The organism is Stenotrophomonas thermophila (assembly GCF_001499715.1).
GTDB lineage: Bacteria > Pseudomonadota > Gammaproteobacteria > Xanthomonadales > Xanthomonadaceae > Stenotrophomonas > Stenotrophomonas hibiscicola.
In genome coordinates this window covers 1-17,146 of the sequence record NZ_CVIW01000045.1, presented here as the reverse complement: position 1 = coordinate 17,146, position 17,146 = coordinate 1, and the positions used below count along the sequence as shown (strand labels likewise).

The window sequence follows — 17,146 nt, the reverse complement described above, 5'->3', positions numbered from 1 at the left end:
GCATGGCCGTCCTCATCCGTGATGCCGGCCCGGCCGACATCGACGCGATCACCGCGATCTATGCGGTGGAAGTGACCGACTTCGTCAACACCTACGAGTACGACATTCCGGACGCGACCGAGATGCTGCGCCGCATGCGCGACATTGTCGATCGCGGCTTTCCCTACCTGGTCGCCGAAATCGACGGCCAGGTGGCCGGCTACGCCTACGCCAACACCTACCGCACCCGCATTGCCTACCAGTGGACCGTGGAGAACTCGGTCTACGTCGATGCCGCGTTCCAGGGCAAGGGCGTCGGCACCAGCCTGCTGCAGGCCCTGATCGATGCCTGCGTGGCGCGTGGCTACCGGCAGATGGTGGCCGTGATCGGCGAACCGACCAACACCGCCTCGATCAAGCTGCACGAACGCTTCGGCTTCGAGCTGGTGGGCGTGTTCCGTGGCCTCGGCCGCAAGCATGGCCGCTGGCTGGACACCGTGCAGATGCAGCGCGCGCTCGGCGATGGCGCCGACACCGCACCTTTCAATGAATGAACCCATGACCGAAACCCTTCCCGAGACCGGCGACGATCTGTTCGCCGGCCAGCCGGTGCGCGTCGTCGAACGCGACGGCGTGCGCTACACCCTGCTGGGCACCGCCCACGTTTCACGCGCCAGCGTCGAAGCAGTGGAGAAAGCCATCGACAGCGGCCGCTTCGATGCCGTTGCCGTTGAACTGGACCCGCAGCGCCTGCAGGCGCTGAGCGACCCGGATACGCTGGCCAAGCTCGACCTGGTCGAGGTGATCCGCAAGGGCCGCGTCGCCCTGTTCGCCGCCAACCTGGCCCTGTCCGCCTACCAGCGCCGCCTGGCCGAACAGCTCGACATCGAGCCCGGTGCCGAGCTGAAGCGCGCGGTGGACCTGGCGCGCGAGCGCAACCTGCCGGTGCACCTGATCGACCGCGAGGTCGGCCTGACCTTCCGTCGTGCGTCGCAACGGCTGGGCTTCTTCGGCAAGCTGAAGCTGGTTGCCGGGCTGGGCGCGGGCCTGTTCTCGTCGGAAGAAGTGGGCGAGAACGAGATCGAGAAGCTCAAGCAGGGCGACATGCTGGAGTCGAGCTTTGGCGAGTTCGCCAGCGAGAGCCCGGCGCTGTACGAAACCATCATCGGCGAGCGCGACCGCTACATGGCCACGCGCCTGCGCGAGGAACACACCCCGCAGCAGCGTGAAGTGCTGGCGGTGGTCGGTGCCGGCCATCTTGCGGGTCTCGCGTGCTACCTGGAAACCGACACCGAGGCCCCGGCACCGCTGCGCGCCGCGCTGGAGGCGGTGCCGAAGAAGCGCAACATTCCGTGGTTCACGCTCGGCATCCTGGCCATCGTGGCCACCGGCATCGGCGTGGGCTTCTACCGCGGCGGGCTGGGCGTGGGCACCGAACTGCTGGCGACCTGGGCGATGTATACCGGCGGCCTGGCGGGCCTGGGCTGCCTGCTGGCAGGCGGCCACCCGCTGAGCATCCTCACCGCGATCGCGGTGGCCCCGTTCAAGCCGTTCCGCCTGAGCATCCCGACCGGCGCCTTCTCGGCGCTGGTGGAAGCGCGGCTGCGCAAGCCGGCGTACGAAGACTTCCTCAAGCTGCGCGACGACGCGCAGAGCCTGAAGGGCTGGTACCGCAATCGGGTCACGCGCGTGGTGCTGACGTTCATGCTGACCAACATCGGCAGCATGCTCGGCCTGTGGCTGACCACGTTCAAGGTGTGGGGCAAGGTGGCGGGTTGATGGTTCCGCCGGGCATGGCCCGGCGCTACCGGTAGGTGCCAACCTTGGTTGGCACTGTGCTTCCGGTCGCGAAGATCGGCCGGGCCTGGCTATGCCTTAGCCCCATGCTCGGGCGACGCGGCGAACAGCAGCCGAGCATGGCTATGCCGGCCGTCCTGGCCGACACCCTCCGGGCCGTCGCAAGCGACGTTGGCAGCGGCTCCTGCCGCTGCCATCGGTTCTACAGAGACAAACAGACGCGGCGAGCAGAAAAAAAGGGGGAGGCCGCCCCACTACGACCGGCCTCCCCCACACCACAACACGTTGGCGCGTATTACGGTCGAGCAAGCTCGACCACTACACCGCGGTCCCCGCCACGACCTCCACACCTCGCGCACGGCGGATCAGCCGCGTCACCGCACTGCGCAGGTCATCCAGCACTGCATAGATGGTCGGCAGGAACAGCAGGCTGACCACGGTGGAGAACGCCAGGCCGCCGGCAATCGCGCGCGCCATCGGCGCGTACTCCGGACCATTGCCGAACATCTGCGTGTTGGTCAGCGAAATCGGCACCATCGCCAGGATCGCCGTACCCATCGTCATCATGATCGGGCGCAATCGCTCACGTGAGCCCTCCACCAGCGCCTGGGTACGGCCCATGCCGCTGCGCCGCAGGTTGTTGATGTGCTCGATCATCACGATGCCGTTGTTCACCACCACCCCCATCAGCACCAGGATGCCGATGAAGGACATGATCCCGAACGAGGTACCGGTGATCCAGAACAGCCAGAACACGCCGAAGATCGAGAACAGCACGCCACTCATGATTGCCGCCGGGAACAGCAGCGACTCGAACACCGCCGCCATCACCACGTAGATCATCACCAGCGCGATCAGCAGGTTGAACACCATCTGCTGCATCGCTTCGTCGTCGTTGCCGTAGTCGCCGCCATCGAAGGTGAAGCCATAGCCGGCCGGGAAGTTCATCGGCTTGAGCACCGACTCCATCGCCTTGCGGCCATCCGGTGCGGTGACCTTCTCGGCCAGGTTGGCCTTGATGGTCAGCGTGGTCTGGCGGTTGGTGCGACCGATCTGGGTCGCCGATGAACCGACGTCAACGGTGACCAGGCTCAGCAGTGGCACGCTGCGACCGTCGCCGGTGCGCACGCTGAAGCCGGCCAGGTCTTCCGGGCTGCTCTGCTCGGCGCCAGCGAAGCGCACCCATACCGGTACTTCATTGTCGCCGCGGCGGAACTCGCGCATCGGCGCACCGCGCAGGGCCAGGCCGACGAAGCTGGCGACCTGCTCGGCATTGAAGCCGAATGCGGCGGCACGCTCGCGGTCGACGCGCACCTTCAGCTCGCCGCCCTTCTCGCCGTTGTCGATGCGCACGTCGCGCAGCTCGGCACGCTGGGCCAGCAGCGGCACCACTTCCTGGCCGATCTCCTGCAGCATCGAACTGGAGTCGCCCACCAGCTGCACCTGCACGCCCTGGTTGCCGCCACCGCCGCCATCACCGCCCTGGTTGCCGACGAAGTAGTCGGTGCGGGCCGACTTCGGCAGGCCCTTGCGCAGCTCTTCCTGCAGCGCCTTGATGTCCTTGGCGTACTTCTCGTCCAGGGTGACCACGGTCGAACTGCCTTCCTGCTCGCTGTACCACGAGTACACCTGCTTTACATGCAGGCGTTCGCGGTTCTGGTCGATCCAGTTCTCCACGCGCGCCACTTCCTCGGACATCTGCCGGTAGGTGTAGGCGCCCTTCCACATGTAGCCGATGAAGATGTCCTTGCCGCCATCACCGCCGAACATGTCGACCTTGGTCAGCTTCATCGGCACCAGGCTGACCAGCACCACCAGCACGATGCCGAGCAGGCTCCAGCCGCGATGGTGGAGCGACCAGTCCAGCAGCCTGGCGTAGCGGCGCTGCAGCCGAGCGATCAGGCCGGTCTGCGAGTGCACCAGCTTGGGCGTGGCCATGCGCGCGGACAGCATCGGGATCAGGCTGACCGCGACCAGCCACGAGGCCAGCAGCGAGACCGAGATGGTGATCGCGATCTGCGCCATGAAGATGCTGATGTTGTTGGTCTCGCCGAACAGGTTCGGCACGAACACGATGCAGTGGCACAGCGTGCCGGCACTGAGCGCGATGGCCACGTTGCGGGTGCCGACGATGGAGGCCAGCCGTGGCTGCCCGGGCATGCGCTCGCGCTCCTGGTAGATGCTCTCCACCACCACCACGGCGTTGTCGACCAGCATGCCGACGGCCAGCAGCAGGCCCATCATGGTCAGGATGTTCAGCGTCACCCCCACGAAGTACATGAAGCCCAGGGTGATGGTGAAGCAGATCGGGATGGCCAGGGTCACCATCAGCGTGGACGGCCAATGGCGCAGGAAGAAGAACAGCACCGTGATCGACAGGATCAGGCCGACCGCACCGGCCTCGGCCAGTTCCAGCAGCGAGGAGGTCACCGCCTTGCCCTGGTTGTCGATCACCTTGATCTGCACGTCGCGCATCGACGCTTCGGCACGGATCGCTTCAACCTCGGCCAGCGCCGCGCGCGATACCTCCACCAGATTGGCACTGCGCTCCTTGAAGATATCCAGGCCGACCGCCGGGTTGCCGTCCAGGCGGCGCCCGTAGTTCATCCGCGCCGGCTTCAGGCGCACGTCGGCGATGTCGCCCAGGCGCAGGCCCTTGGCGTTGATCACCAGGTCGCGCATTTCCTGCAGGTCGGTGATCTCGCCCACCGGCTGCACGCGCACGCGCTGGCCGTTGTCGTCGATCTGCCCGGCCGAGATCGAGAAGTTCAGCGTGCGCAGGCGCTCGCTCAGCTCGTTGATGCTCAACCCATGCGCGTTGAGCCGGTTCGGATCGATGGCGATCTCCACCTCGTTCGGCGGCGCGCCGGTGATGTCGACGCGGGCCACGCCGGGGATGCGCTCGATGCGCCGCTTGAACTCGCGGTCGAGCATGTCGTAAGCGGTGGTCAGGTCGGTGGTGCTGGCCAGGCGCACCTTCAGCACCGGCTGGTCGCTGCTGGACCACTTGAACACGTTGTAGCGCTGCAGGTCATCGGGCAGGTCGCTGCGGATCGCATCGATGCGCTCGCGTGCATCGGACGCGGCGATGGCGATGTCGCGGTCCCAGTCGCTGAACTCGATGAAGATCAGCGCCGCCTCGGAGGTCGCCGACGAGCGCATCCGCTTGATGCCGGTCATCGTCGCCAGCGATTCCTCCACCGGGCGGATGATGGTCCGCTCCACTTCCTCCGGGGTTGAACCGGTGTACGGAATCTGCACGAACAGGAACGGCGCGGAGATGTCCGGCAGCGCTTCCAGCGGCAGCCGGAACGAGGCGATCAGGCCGATCACCACCAGTGACACGAAACACATGATGGTGGTGACCGGACGGCGGATGGAGAACTCGGCAACACTCATGCCGGTTCCTCCGCACCCGCCGCGCTGCCTGCTGCACCCGGCTCGATCTCGGCGGCGTGCTTGCGGCCACGCTCGCGGTAATAGGCGTCACCACGGCGGTCCATCAGGTCGTAGACCACCGGGATCACCAGCAGGGTCAGCAGGGTCGACACCAGCAGGCCACCGATCACAGTGATCGCCATCGGCGCGCGCACTTCGGCGCCCTCGCCCATCGCCACCGCCAGCGGCAGGAAGCCGAACAGCGTGCACAGCGTGGTTATGATGATCGGCCGCAGGCGCGAGCGTGCACCTTCCACCAGCGCCTCGTGCTTGGCCACGCCGGCCTCGCGCAGCTGGTTGACCTTGTCGATCAGGATGATCGCGTTCTTGGTGACCAGGCCGACCAGCAGGATCAGGCCGATGAACACCACCACCGAGATGGGCTTGCCGGTCAGCATCAGTGCCAGGATCGCGCCGACCAGCGCCAGCGGGATGGTGAACAGGATCACGAACGGATGCAGCAGCGATTCGAACTGCGAGGCCATCACCAGGTAGACCAGGAAGATCGCCAGGCCGAAGGCGAAGATCAGCGACTTCGCCGCCTGCGCCAGTTCCTCGCCCTGGCCACCGATGTGCAGGCCGACACCCGCGCCTAGCGGCTGCTCGGCCACCATCTGCTGCACTTCGCGCATGGCCGCGCCCAGATCGATATCGCGCAGGTTGGCCGACACGACGGCCACCCGGGTCTGGTCAGCGCGATGGATCTCGCTGGGGCCAGTGGTGGCGACCACGTCGGCGACTGCGTCCAGGGTGACGGGGCGGGTACTGCCCGGATTGACGATCAGCCGGCGGATGCTCTCCACGCTGGCACGGTCGCCTTCCTGGGCACGCACCAGCACGTCGATCTTGCGGTCGCGGAAGCTGTAGCGGGTGGCCACGTCGCCGCGCACCTTCTTCACAACCACGTCGGCGATCTGGCGGGTGGTCAAGCCCAGCGCACCGGCACGTTCCTGGTCGAAGCGGATCTGGATTTCCGGGAAGCCCTCTTCCACCGTGGACTTCACGTCGGCGTAGTGCGCATTGCCACGCAGCATCGCCGCCAGGCGCTGGCCGGCCACTTCCAGCGTCGCCATGTCCTGCCCGCGCAGCTCGATTTCCAGCGGCGTGGAGAAGCTGAACAACGCCGGCCGCGCGAAGTCGACCTGTGCCCCCGGGTGCTGGCCCATGCTGTCGCGCAGGCGCTCGGTGATCTCGGCTTCAGTGCGTGCATTGCCGCCGCCTTCCATCACCACGGTCAGCTTGCCGATGTTCTCGCCGCTCTCGGTTGGGCTGGCATCCAGGCGGGTGCCGCTGCCGCTGACGCCATACAGCGAGGCCACGCCCTCGCCGTTGCCGTGGGCCAGCTGCAGCTCGCGCACCAGCGCATCGGTCTGCTTCAGCGGCGTGCCGGCCGGCAGCTTCACCGTCATTTCGAAACGGTCCTGCGCCAGCTGCGGAATCAGGTCGGCACCAAGCATCGGCACCAGCGCCATGGTCGCCATGAAGATGATCGTGGCCACGCCGAGCACCTTGCCCGGATGGGCCAGCGCGCTCGGCAACAGGCGCAGGTAGCCGCGCTCGGCACCGGCGTAGGGCTTCATTGCCAGGTCGCTGGCCTTGCGCATCACCGGGCCGACCACTGCCACGACGCCCCGCCACGCACGTACGACCAGCCAGGCCAGCGCATAGAAGCTCCAGCGCGCGGTTGCGACGGCACCACGACGGCCCAGCGCCACCGGCTTCTGCCAGCGGTTCTGCGGCTGCCACGGTTCGTTCGGCGCCTCTTCCGGGAATGCCAGCGGCGGCCGGCCCTTCAGCGAGCTCAGCATCGGGATCAGGGTCATCGACACCAGCAGCGAGATCGCGATGGCGATCGCCACGGTCAGCGCCTGGTCGCGGAACAGCTGCCCGGCGATGCCATCGACGAACACCAGCGGCAGGAACACCGCGATGGTGGTCAGGGTCGAGGCGACCACCGCCATGCTCACTTCGCGGGTACCGACGATCGCCGCCTGCAGGATGCCCAGGCCACGCTCGCGGGCCTTGGCAATGCTCTCCAGCACCACGATCGAGTCGTCCACCACCAGGCCGGTGGCCAACGCCAGGCCGCCCAGCGACATCACGTTCAAGCTGAGGCCGAGCTGGCCCATGAAGAAGAACGTGGCGATGATCGACACCGGCAAAGACAGGCTGATCACGAACGTGCTCCAGCCATCACGCAGGAACAGGAAGATGATCAGGATCGCCAGCAGGCCACCGATCACCGCATCCTTCTTGACGTCGGCGATGGCGTGCTCGATGAAGCGCGACTGGTCCTCGATGGTGGTCATCTCAACGTCGGACGGGAACGTGCCCTTGATCTGCTCCAGGCGCTTGCGCAGCGCTTCGGCGGTGGACACGGTATTGGCGTCGCCTTCCTTGTAGATCGCCAGTTCCACCGATTCCTTTCCGCCCAGGCGGATCACCGCTTCACGCTCCTTGTAGCCCTGGCGCACGGTGGCCACGTCCTTCAGGCGCACCGGCACGCCGTTGGCGACCACGCTGGAGCCACTACCGGACGATGCGCTCTGTGCCGCCGACGCCGCCGCGATGGCGGCCGCCGACCCGGTCGACGCGGCGATATTGAACATCTGCTGCAACGCCGAGTCGGCCGCGCTGCCGTTCGAGCCCTGGGTGGTGACCAGCAGGTTGCGGATTTCCTCCAGGTCGGCGAACTGGTTGACGGTACGCACCAGGAAGCGCTGCGAGCCCTCCTCCAGGCGGCCACCGGAGATGTTGATGTTCTCGTCCTTCAGGCGCTTGATGACGGTGTCGATCGGCAGGTTCAGCTGGGCCAGCTTCTGCTGGTCGATGTCGACCTGGATCTCGTCCTCGAGGCCGCCACCGACCTTGACAGCTGCCACGCCGGCAACCGGCTCCAGCTTCTTCTTCAGGTCTTCATCGGCATAGCGGCGCAGGCCGGTCAGCTCGCGGACCGCATCGGCATCGCTGGTCGGCGCCACCTTGTTCGACAGCACCAGGCGCATGATCGGCTCGGTGGATGGATTGAACCGCAGCAGTACCGGGGCCTTGGCCTCCAGCGGCAGGTTGAGCGCTTCCATCTTGTCGCGCACCTCCAGGCTGGCCTGGTCCATGTTGGTGCCCCAGGCGAACTCCAGCACCACGTCGCTCTGGCCGGTGCGCGAGACCGACTTCAGCTTGCGCAGGTTCTTGACCACGCCGACCGCTTCTTCGACCGGCTGGGTGATCAGGGTTTCGATTTCGGTCGGCGCCGAACCGGTGTACTCGGTGCGCACGGTCAGCGTCGGGTAGCTCAGGTCGGGCAACAGGTTGACCTTGAGGTTGCCCAGCGCGATCAGGCCGAACAGCAGCAGGGTGACCGTGCACATGGCGATGGTCACGCGGCGGCGGGTGGCGAACTCCACCAGCCCGCCGCGCATGCCGGCGGCGGCGCCATCGCTCGCCGGCGAGGCACCGTGGTCGTGGCCCGGGGCGGTCATTGCTTGCTCCCGGCCTTGTCTGCCGGCTTGCCGGCCGCTGCGACCGTCTTCGCCTTTGCCTTCGGATCGGCGATCACCTGCACCGCGGTACCGTCGCGCAGCGCGACCTTGCCGGCGGTGACCACCTGATCACCGGCCGCCAGGCCATCACGGATCTCCACCCACGGGCCCTCGGCGTAACCCAGCTTGACCGGAACGCGTGCGACCTTGCCTTCGCGCACCCGGAACACCGCCGGCTCACCGTCGTCGAGCAGCGCCAGGCGCGGCACCACGAGCGCATCGGCACGCTGGTCGTAATCGATGCGGATGCGCCCGAACATGCCGGGCTGCAGCGCGTGCGCGGCGCCATCGAAGGCGCTGACCACGCGAAACGTGCCGCTGCCCGAATCCACCACCGGCGCGATGCGATCGACGGTGCCGGTGAAGCTCTGGCCCGGCAGCGCATCGGCGGCCAACGTCACCGGCTGGCCGGCACGCAGCGTGGCCAGCTCGCGTTCGGGCACGTTGAGGGTGGCTTCCAGGCGCGAGTTGTCGACGATGCGGAAGATCGGCGTGTTGATCTGCACGAAGTTGCCGGTCTTGATCGAGCGCGAGGCGATCACGCCGGAAATCGGTGCGACCACGGTGGTGTAGGACAGTTCCAGCGTCGCCAGGCGGTACTGCGCGCGGACGTTTTCCAGATCGAAACGCAGCTGGTCGACATCGGCAGCACTGACCATCTGCTGGCCAACCAGTTTCTGTGCGCGCTGGTAGTTGTTTTCCAGCTTGCGCATCTGCGCTTCGCTCTGTGCCACCGCCAGGCGCGCGCGGTCCGGGTCCAGCCGCACCAGCGGCTGGCCGGCGGTGACCCGCTGACCTTCCTCGACCAGCACCGCCAGTGCCACGCCGGAGGTCTTGGCGACCACCTGCGATTCGGCGCGTGGCTCCAGTGCGGCGGTACCGGTGTAACTGGCCGCGACCGCGCGATGGCTGGCCACGGCCACTTCGACCGGGACCGCATCGACCTTCTTCTCCTCCTTGGTCTCGGCGGCCTTGGCTTCGGAATTGGGCCCTGCGGCGCAACCGCCCAGCAGCAGGGAGGTGGAGATCAGCAGTGCGGCAGCGCAGATTCCGCTGCGACGGCCGGACAGGAAGGTTGGGTGCGACATCGTCAGGTCCCTGGAGGATGCGTGGACAGGTGTGGTAGCAAAGTAATGCACCACTTCACGGCAACACCATATCCCAAAGGTCATGGTGTCTTCACGCCGCTGGTCGGCCCGACCCCATTTCAGCTAGATGAAACCTAGGGCTATACTCGGGGCGTTCCGTACCCCACGCCGGAACGACCAGACCCGAATCCCCGGAAACGACACCATGCGCCCGCAGCCGCTCGCCGCTTGTCTCGCTCTGGCCGTCCTCCTGCCCCTTGGGGCCGCCGCACAGCCCGCACCTGCTCCTGCCACACCCGCTCCGGCCCCGGCTCCTGCCGCCGCGCCGGCGCCTGCCGCGCCCACCGGCAACTTCGACAATGGCCGCGTGCTGGCCTACACCTGCCAGGGGTGCCACGGCATCACCGGCTACAAGAACGCCTACCCCAGCTACCGGGTGCCGAAGATCGGCGGCCAGACCCAGCAGTACCTGGCCCAGGCCCTGACCGAGTACCGCCAGGGCAAGCGCCGGCATCCGACGATGCAGGCGCAGTCGATGAGTTTCAGCGAACAGGAGATCGCCGATCTCTCTGTTTACCTGTCCACCGTCAAGTAAGGCCCGCCCATGTCGAAAGCCGCGCATCCGCTGCGTCACGCCATCGCCCTGTCCGTTGCCCTGCTGCTGGCGGCCTGTTCACAGTCGCAGGTGGAAAACAGCGAGAAATCCGCCGCCGACCCGGGCCATGCCAGTGGCGAACACGGCTCTTCTTCTTCGGCTGGCCTGCCTGCAGGTCGCGAGGCCGCCGGTGAAGCCCGCGCCAAGGTGAAGGGCAAGGCCACCAACCAGAGCTGCATCGACTGCCACGGGGCCGACGGCAATGCGCCGATCGATCCGACCTACCCGAAGCTGGGTGGGCAGTACGGCGACTACCTGGCGCATGCACTGCAGGCCTACCGCGCCGGTGATCGCCAGCATGCGCTGATGACGCCGCAGGCCAAGGACCTCAGCGATCAGGACATCGCCGATCTGGCGGCGTATTTCGGCAGCCGGCCGAGCCAGCTGCGGGATCTGCACGGGGTCAAATGACCGCAGGCACCCGGTGGGTGCGGACCGTCGGTTGGTGGGTTCGGACCGTTGGTCCGCACAGATTCCGGATATCCACGCATGGCGTGGATCTGCTGAGCCGAGCGTGGGCTCGGCTCTACATCAATCGGCGCGATCGCTGGCGCCGGTCAACGCTCAGCCTTCCAGCTCTTCCCAGCGCGCGTAAGCGGCATCCAGTTCGGCCTGCACCTTGGCCAGCTGCTGGGTGTGCGCCGTCACTTCAGAACTGCTGCGGGTGTAGAACGACGGATCGTTCATCGCCGAGGTCAGCCCTTCGACATCGCTTTCCAGCTTCTCGATGGTCTTCGGCAGCTGCTCCAGTTCGCGTGCTTCCTTGTAGGCCAGCTTGCGCTTGGGCGCTGCGGGAGGCGCAGCCGCCGCCGGTGCAGCGGCCGCCGGCTTGGCGGCCGTAGCTGCCGCAGGCGCCGCCACGCTGGCCGCATAGCGCTGCCAATCGCTGTAGCCACCGACGTACTCGCCGATCACGCCGTCGCCTTCCATCACCAGCGTGGAGGTGACCACGTTGTCGATGAAGTCACGGTCGTGGCTGACCAGCAGCAGGGTGCCGGTGTATTCGCCCAGCAGCTCTTCCAGCAGCTCCAGCGTTTCCACGTCCAGGTCGTTGGTCGGTTCGTCCATCACCAGCAGGTTGGACGGCTGCGCGAACAGCTTGGCCAGCAGCAGGCGGTTGCGCTCGCCACCGGACAGGCGGGTAATCGGCGCACGCGCACGTTCCGGGGTGAACATGAAGTCCTGCAGGTAGGCATGCACGTGCTTGCGCTTGCCGTTGAACTCGAGGAAATCGCGGCCTTCGGCGACGTTCTCGATCGCGCTCCAGTCTTCGCGGAGCACCGCGCGGTACTGGTCGAAATACGCGATCTGCAGGTTGGTGCCGGCGTTGACTTCGCCCTTGGCCGGCTGCAGTTCGCCCAGCAGCAGCTTGAGCAGCGTGGTCTTGCCGCTGCCGTTGGGACCGATCAGGCCGATGCGGTCGCCGCGCATGATGGTGGTGGTGAAATCGCGGACCATGGTGCGCTCGCCGAAGGCGAACGAAATGTCCTTGACGTCGATGACCTTCTTGCCGGAACTGACGCCCTGTGCGGCTTCCATCTTGACGTTGCCGCTGAGGTCGCGGCGCTGCGAACGCTCCACGCGCATCGCCTTCAGGCGGCGCACGCGCCCTTCGTCGCGGGTGCGACGGGCCTTGATGCCCTGCCGGATCCAGACTTCTTCCTGCGCCAGCAGCTTGTCGAAGCGGGCGTTTTCCTGCGCCTGCGCGTTGAGGCGTTCCTCGCGGCGGCGCTCGTAGTTGGCCCAGTCGCCTGGCCAGCTGGTGACCTGGCCGCGATCGATCTCGACGATGCGGGTGGCCAGCGCACGCAGGAAGCGGCGGTCATGGGTGACGAACACCACGCTGCCGCTCCAGCCCTTCAGGAATGCTTCGAGCCAGTCGATGGCTTCGATGTCCAGGTGGTTGGTCGGTTCGTCCAGCAGCAGCACGTCCGGGCTGGAGACGAGCGCCCGGGCGAGCAGCACGCGGCGCTTCATGCCGCCGGACAGGCGGCCGAACTCGGCCTCGCCGTCCAGGTCGAGCTTGGTCAGGGTTTCGCTGACGCGCTGGTCCAGGCCCCAGCCGTTGGCGGCATCGATCTTGGCCTGCACGTTGCCGAGGGCTTCGCCATCGAAGACTTCGGCATGGCTGAGGTGGTGGAATTCGGCCAGCCACTGGCCCAGCTCGCCGAGGCCATCGGCGACGACGTCGAACACCGAGCCGGCGGCGCCGTGCGGCACTTCCTGCTCCAGGCGGGTGACGCGCACGCCCTGCTGCACGCGGACTTCGCCGTCATCGGGCTTGTGGTCGCCGGACAGCAGCTTGAGCAGGGTGGATTTGCCGGCGCCGTTGCGGCCGATCAGGGCGATGCGTTCGCCCGGCTCGATCGACAGTTCGGCTTTTTCCAGCAACAACGGGCCGCCGACGCTGAAGTCGACGTTCTGCAGAGTAATCAGAGGCATCCGGCTATTGTACGGGTTGGGGGCGTCGGCCGGGTTGCACCCGGCGCCCGCGGTAGTGCCGGCCGCTGGCCGGCAACTTCAACGGCAACGTCAAAAGCTGGTTTCCTGTGGGATGGCGGAGCGGTGTGGGTCTGCAGGACACGCCGTACCCCCCTCCGGGGTCCGGCCCAGCCGCTGGCGGCTGTGCGTTCGGGCACTTGCGAAGCAGTGCTTCGCAAGCAAAGCGCCCTCACCCTTGGGGGCTCGATGGCGCCATCCATGGCGCCAACGGTCCTGCAGCCCCACACCGCCCCACCTCTGACAGTTTCTCGCGATCTGCCGGAACTACATTCTGCTCCGGTGGGTGTCGACCTTGGTCGACACGGTAGATCCACGCCATGCGTGGATGAGCGCTACAAGAAGTGTCGATGGATGGAATCGACTGGGAATCTGATGGCTTACCCCACCTCTCCCAGCAACGCCTGCAACCCCGGCAGCCATTGCTTGCCGGGGTGGCGTACCAGCCACAGGGTGCGTTGCAGGGCGGGCAGCGGGGTCTCCAGCACGCGCAGGCGGCCCAGGGCCAGCGGCTCTTCCAGCGCGTGGCGCGATAGGCAGGCCAGGCCGAGGCCGGCGATGGCGGCCTGCTTGATCGCTTCGGTATTGCCCAGCTGCAGGGTCTGCGCGAAGCCACGCAGGTGCGGCAGCAGGGCCTGTTCCACGGCTTCGCGGGTGCCGGAGCCGGGCTCGCGCAGCAGCCAGCGTGCACGGCGCAGTTCGTCCAGCGTCCAGCGCGCGGGGGCATTGGCGGCAGCCACGATCACCAGCGGGTCCTCCTGCCAGGCCGTGACCTGCAGGCCGCGCTCGTGACACGGGCCTTCGATCAGGCCGGCGTCCACATCCAGGCGCTGCACGGCGGCGACCACGCCGGCGCTGTTGTCGATGCGCAGGTCGACCTCGGCCTGTGGTGCCTGCCGCAACAGATCGGCGATGCGCGGTGGCAGCAGGTAGTTGCCGATGGTGGTACTGGCGGCCAGCACCAGCCGCAGCGGTGCGCCCTGCGCCGGGTCGCCGCCTGCGGCCAGCTGCCGCTCCAGGTCGGCGGCGTTGACCAGCAGCGTGCGAGCCGGCTCCAGCAGCGCGCGGCCGTGGCCGTTCAGGGCCAGGCGGCGGCCGATGCGATCGAACAGCGGGGTACCGAAGTGCGCCTCCAGCTCATGCAGGGCAGCACTGCTGGCCGACTGCGATAGCGCGATGGCCTGGCCAGCGGCGGTGGTGCTGCCGTGATCGGCGATGGCGACGAAGACCTGAAGCTGGCGCAGGGTCAGGCGCATGGCGATTATGCGTTTTATAGATAGTTTTCACCAATATTATTCGTTTTACAGGTCAGTTGTGCAGGCGCACGCTTGCCCCATCACTCCAGCCTCGCCCCTGCCATGAACGCCCGCGCTCTCTCCTCCTGGTCCCTGCCTGCCCTGCGCCAGCGCTGGCAGCCGCGCCTGCCCGGCCTGCTGCTGGTCGGCCTGATCGCAGCGGCGTCGCTGTACCTGGCCGAGCTGCCGTGGCTGCAGGTGCATGGCCTGAGCGCGCTGACCGTGGCCATCGTGGTCGGCATTGTGGTCGGCAACACCTTCTATCCGCGGCTGGCACCGGGCAGCGCGACCGGTGTTGGCTTCTCCAAGCACTGGCTGCTGCGCGCCGGCATCGTGCTGTACGGCCTGCGCCTGACCTTCCAGGACATCGGCCACGTCGGCGTCAGTGGCGTGCTGATGGACGTGCTGGTGGTTGCCAGCACCTTCGGCCTCGCCTGCTGGCTGGGCGTGCGCGTGTTCAAGATGGAACGCGAGGCGGCGATGTTGATCGGCGCCGGCAGCGCAATCTGCGGTGCAGCGGCAGTGATGGCCGCCGAACCGGTGGTGCGTGGCCGTGCGGCACAGGTCACGGTGGCGGTCTCTACGGTGGTGGTGTTCGGCACACTGGCGATGTTCCTGTACCCGGCGCTGTATGCGCTGGTGCAGTCGCACGGCTGGCTGGCGATGGACGCGCGGCAGTACGGCCTGTTCACTGGTGCGACGGTGCACGAAGTGGCGCAGGTGGTAGCCGCCGGCCGCGCGGTCAGCGAAGCCGCCGCCGATACCGCGGTGATCACCAAGATGGTGCGGGTGATGCTGCTGGCGCCGTTTCTGGTCGTGTTGTCGTTGTGGCTGGCGCGCGGCGGCAAGGCCAGCGCCGGCGGCAGCAAGGCCCGCATCGTAGTGCCGTGGTTCGCGTTCGGTTTCGTGGCGGTGGCCGGTTTCAACTCGCTGCACCTGCTACCGGCCGGCCTGCAGGCCGGGCTGGTGCAGCTGGATACCGTGCTGCTGGCGATGGCGATGGCCGCACTGGGCCTGACCACCCACGTCTCGGCGCTGCGCCAGGCGGGCCTGAAGCCGCTGCTGCTGGCGCTGATCCTGTTCGCCTGGCTGCTCTTCGGTGGCCTGGCGATCCACCAGGGCGTGCTGGTGGTGCTGGGCTGAGCAAGAGCGTGCCGACCAGCGGTCGGCACCCGCCCGTAGATCCACGCCATGCGTGGATGACCCTACCCCATCAGGCGGGACCAGCCTCGCGGACGGGTACAATGCGCCATGACTGACTTCTCGACCCTGCCGCTGAGCCCGGCCCTGCAGCCCGGCCTGGATGCCCTCGGCTACACCACTCTTACCCCTGTGCAGGCGCAGAGCCTGCCGGCCATCCTCGATGGCCGCGATGTGATCGCACAGGCGCCGACCGGCAGCGGCAAGACCGCCGCCTTCGGCCTGGGCCTTCTGCAGGCCATCGACCCCAGCCTGATCCGCGTGCAGGCGCTGGTGCTGTGCCCGACCCGCGAACTGGCCGACCAGGTCGGCAAGCAGATCCGCAAGCTGGCTACCGGCATCCCCAACCTGAAGCTGTTGCTGCTGGTGGGCGGCGTGCCGCTGGGCCCGCAGCTGGCGTCGCTGGAAGGCCACGACCCGCACGTGGTGGTCGGCACGCCCGGTCGTGTGCAGGAGCTGGCGCGCAAGCGCGCGCTGAATCTTGGCGCGGTGCGCACGCTGGTGCTGGACGAAGCCGACCGCATGCTCGACATGGGCTTCGAGGAACCGATCCGCGAGATCGCCGGCCGTACCCACAAGGATCGACAGAGCCTGCTGTTCTCGGCCACCTTCCCCGACAGCATCCGCGCCATGGCGCGTGACCTGCTGCGCGACGCGGTGGAAGTGACCGTGGAAGGTGCCGACCAGGCTCCGGCCATCCGCCATATGTTCTGCGAGGTGGAACCGGCGCACCGGCAGAAGGCGCTGGCCGGCCTGCTGCTGAAGTACACGCCGGAATCGGCGGTGGTGTTCTGCAACACCCGCAAGGACGTGGCCGAAGTGGCGAACTCGCTGCAGCAGTTCGGCTTCTCGGCACTGGCCCTGCACGGCGACATGGAGCAGCGCGACCGCGAGGAAGTGCTGCTGCTGCTGGCCAACCGCAGCTGCAACGTGCTGGTCGCCAGCGACGTGGCCGCGCGCGGCCTGGACGTGGAAGAGCTGGCCGCGGTGATCAACTACGAGCTGCCGACCGACGTGGAGAGCTACCAGCACCGCGTGGGCCGTACCGGCCGTGCCGGTGCCAGTGGCCTGGCGATCAGCCTGGTGGCCGGCCGCGAGAAGACCCGCGCCGAAGCGATCGAAGCACAGATGGGGCAACCGCTGGATTGGCAGAAGACGCCGCTGGCGACGGCGCGCCCGGCCGAGCTGCCGCAGGCGGCGATGCGTACGCTGCGCATCGATGGTGGCAAGACCGACAAGCTGCGCCCGGGTGACATCCTCGGCGCACTGACCGGCGACGCCGGCCTGTCAGCCAAGTTCATCGGCAAGATCGCGATCTTCCCGACCCGCTCCTACGTGGCGATCGCCCGTGAGCAGGCCAACAAGGCCGTGGCCAGGCTGGAAGCCGGCAAGATCAAGGGCCGTCGTTTCCGTGTGCGGATGATGTAAGGAACAGGGTGGTCGCCGGGCGTGGCCCGGCGCTACCCGCATGCCGTGCGTAGCGCCGGGCCATGCCCGGCGACAGGCTCAGAACACCAGTTCGGTGTGCAGCGGCAGGTCCGCTTCCCAGCGCGCGCGGCCGCCGAGTCCGTCCAGTTCGACCAACACGCCGGCACCCACCACCTCGACACCCAGGCGGCGCACCAGCGACAAGGCAGCGACCAGCGTACCGCCGGT

General features: G+C 67.5%; 11 protein-coding genes and 1 pseudogene. 6 read left to right on the top strand and 6 right to left on the bottom strand.

Annotation, left to right across the window (positions count from 1 at the left end; all coding sequences use genetic code 11):
- The first annotated feature begins 2 nt into the window (after nt 1-2).
- On the top strand, nt 3-533 hold the full coding sequence (locus BN1263_RS15740) for a GNAT family N-acetyltransferase (protein WP_058982437.1): 531 nt from the start codon (nt 3-5) through the stop codon (nt 531-533).
- 4 nt (nt 534-537) lie between these two features.
- Nucleotides 538-1,758, top strand: coding sequence for a TraB/GumN family protein (locus BN1263_RS15735; protein WP_144435374.1), 1,221 nt, complete (start codon nt 538-540; stop codon nt 1,756-1,758).
- 336 nt (nt 1,759-2,094) lie between these two features.
- On the opposite strand, the gene BN1263_RS15730 is transcribed toward BN1263_RS15735, so the two are convergent.
- The 3 genes from BN1263_RS15730 to BN1263_RS15720 are packed head-to-tail and all read right to left on the bottom strand — an operon-like array spanning nt 2,095 to nt 9,841.
- On the bottom strand, nt 2,095-5,175 hold the full coding sequence (locus tag BN1263_RS15730; protein ID WP_058982433.1) for an efflux RND transporter permease subunit: 3,081 nt from the start codon (nt 5,173-5,175) through the stop codon (nt 2,095-2,097).
- Nucleotides 5,172-8,693 (bottom strand): efflux RND transporter permease subunit, encoded by a 3,522-nt coding sequence (locus tag BN1263_RS15725; protein ID WP_058982432.1) that lies wholly within the window; start codon nt 8,691-8,693, stop codon nt 5,172-5,174. Before BN1263_RS15725 ends, BN1263_RS15730 begins: the two co-directional genes overlap by 4 nt.
- Nucleotides 8,690-9,841, bottom strand: a complete 1,152-nt coding sequence (locus BN1263_RS15720; protein ID WP_058982430.1) for an efflux RND transporter periplasmic adaptor subunit — start codon at nt 9,839-9,841, stop codon at nt 8,690-8,692. The genes BN1263_RS15725 and BN1263_RS15720 overlap by 4 nt, the downstream gene beginning before the upstream one ends.
- A gap of 205 nt (nt 9,842-10,046) precedes the next feature.
- On the opposite strand from BN1263_RS15720, the gene BN1263_RS15715 reads away from it, so the two are divergent.
- Together BN1263_RS15715 and BN1263_RS15710 are read left to right on the top strand one after the other, a co-directional pair.
- Entirely contained in the window at nt 10,047-10,436 is a 390-nt protein-coding gene (locus BN1263_RS15715; protein ID WP_005413034.1) for a c-type cytochrome, read from the top strand.
- Between the two features lie 9 nt (nt 10,437-10,445).
- Nucleotides 10,446-10,907, top strand: coding sequence for a c-type cytochrome (locus BN1263_RS15710; protein WP_058982428.1), 462 nt, complete (start codon nt 10,446-10,448; stop codon nt 10,905-10,907).
- A gap of 153 nt (nt 10,908-11,060) precedes the next feature.
- Here BN1263_RS15710 and BN1263_RS15705 read toward each other — a convergent pair whose 3' ends face one another.
- Nucleotides 11,061-12,938, bottom strand: coding sequence for an ATP-binding cassette domain-containing protein (locus tag BN1263_RS15705; RefSeq protein ID WP_058982426.1), 1,878 nt, complete (start codon nt 12,936-12,938; stop codon nt 11,061-11,063).
- Between the two features lie 437 nt (nt 12,939-13,375).
- Nucleotides 13,376-14,251 (bottom strand): LysR family transcriptional regulator, encoded by an 876-nt coding sequence (locus BN1263_RS15700; protein ID WP_058982424.1) that lies wholly within the window; start codon nt 14,249-14,251, stop codon nt 13,376-13,378.
- Nucleotides 14,252-14,353: 102 nt separating this feature from the next.
- Between BN1263_RS15700 and BN1263_RS15695 the strand changes: the two genes are divergently transcribed.
- On the top strand, nt 14,354-15,433 hold the full coding sequence (locus BN1263_RS15695; protein WP_058982421.1) for a YeiH family protein: 1,080 nt from the start codon (nt 14,354-14,356) through the stop codon (nt 15,431-15,433).
- Between the two features lie 108 nt (nt 15,434-15,541).
- Nucleotides 15,542-16,918 (top strand): ATP-dependent RNA helicase DbpA, encoded by a 1,377-nt coding sequence (dbpA, locus tag BN1263_RS15690; RefSeq protein WP_058982420.1) that lies wholly within the window; start codon nt 15,542-15,544, stop codon nt 16,916-16,918.
- A gap of 78 nt (nt 16,919-16,996) precedes the next feature.
- On the opposite strand, the pseudogene BN1263_RS20920 reads toward dbpA, so the two are convergent.
- Nucleotides 16,997-17,146: pseudogene (locus BN1263_RS20920) on the bottom strand (adenine phosphoribosyltransferase); the annotation flags it as partial.

Coding starts and splice junctions, on each gene's coding strand:
- BN1263_RS15710 (WP_058982428.1), top strand. CDS start 10,446: ATGTCGAAAGCCGCGCATCCGCTGCGTCACGCCATCGCCCTGTCCGTT.
- BN1263_RS15715 (WP_005413034.1), top strand. CDS start 10,047: ATGCGCCCGCAGCCGCTCGCCGCTTGTCTCGCTCTGGCCGTCCTCCTG.
- BN1263_RS15700 (WP_058982424.1), bottom strand. CDS start 14,251: ATGCGCCTGACCCTGCGCCAGCTTCAGGTCTTCGTCGCCATCGCCGAT.
- BN1263_RS15730 (WP_058982433.1), bottom strand. CDS start 5,175: ATGAGTGTTGCCGAGTTCTCCATCCGCCGTCCGGTCACCACCATCATG.
- BN1263_RS15720 (WP_058982430.1), bottom strand. CDS start 9,841: ATGTCGCACCCAACCTTCCTGTCCGGCCGTCGCAGCGGAATCTGCGCT.
- dbpA (WP_058982420.1), top strand. CDS start 15,542: ATGACTGACTTCTCGACCCTGCCGCTGAGCCCGGCCCTGCAGCCCGGC.
- BN1263_RS15735 (WP_144435374.1), top strand. CDS start 538: ATGACCGAAACCCTTCCCGAGACCGGCGACGATCTGTTCGCCGGCCAG.
- BN1263_RS15725 (WP_058982432.1), bottom strand. CDS start 8,693: ATGACCGCCCCGGGCCACGACCACGGTGCCTCGCCGGCGAGCGATGGC.
- BN1263_RS15695 (WP_058982421.1), top strand. CDS start 14,354: ATGAACGCCCGCGCTCTCTCCTCCTGGTCCCTGCCTGCCCTGCGCCAG.
- BN1263_RS15705 (WP_058982426.1), bottom strand. CDS start 12,938: ATGCCTCTGATTACTCTGCAGAACGTCGACTTCAGCGTCGGCGGCCCG.
- BN1263_RS15740 (WP_058982437.1), top strand. CDS start 3: ATGGCCGTCCTCATCCGTGATGCCGGCCCGGCCGACATCGACGCGATC.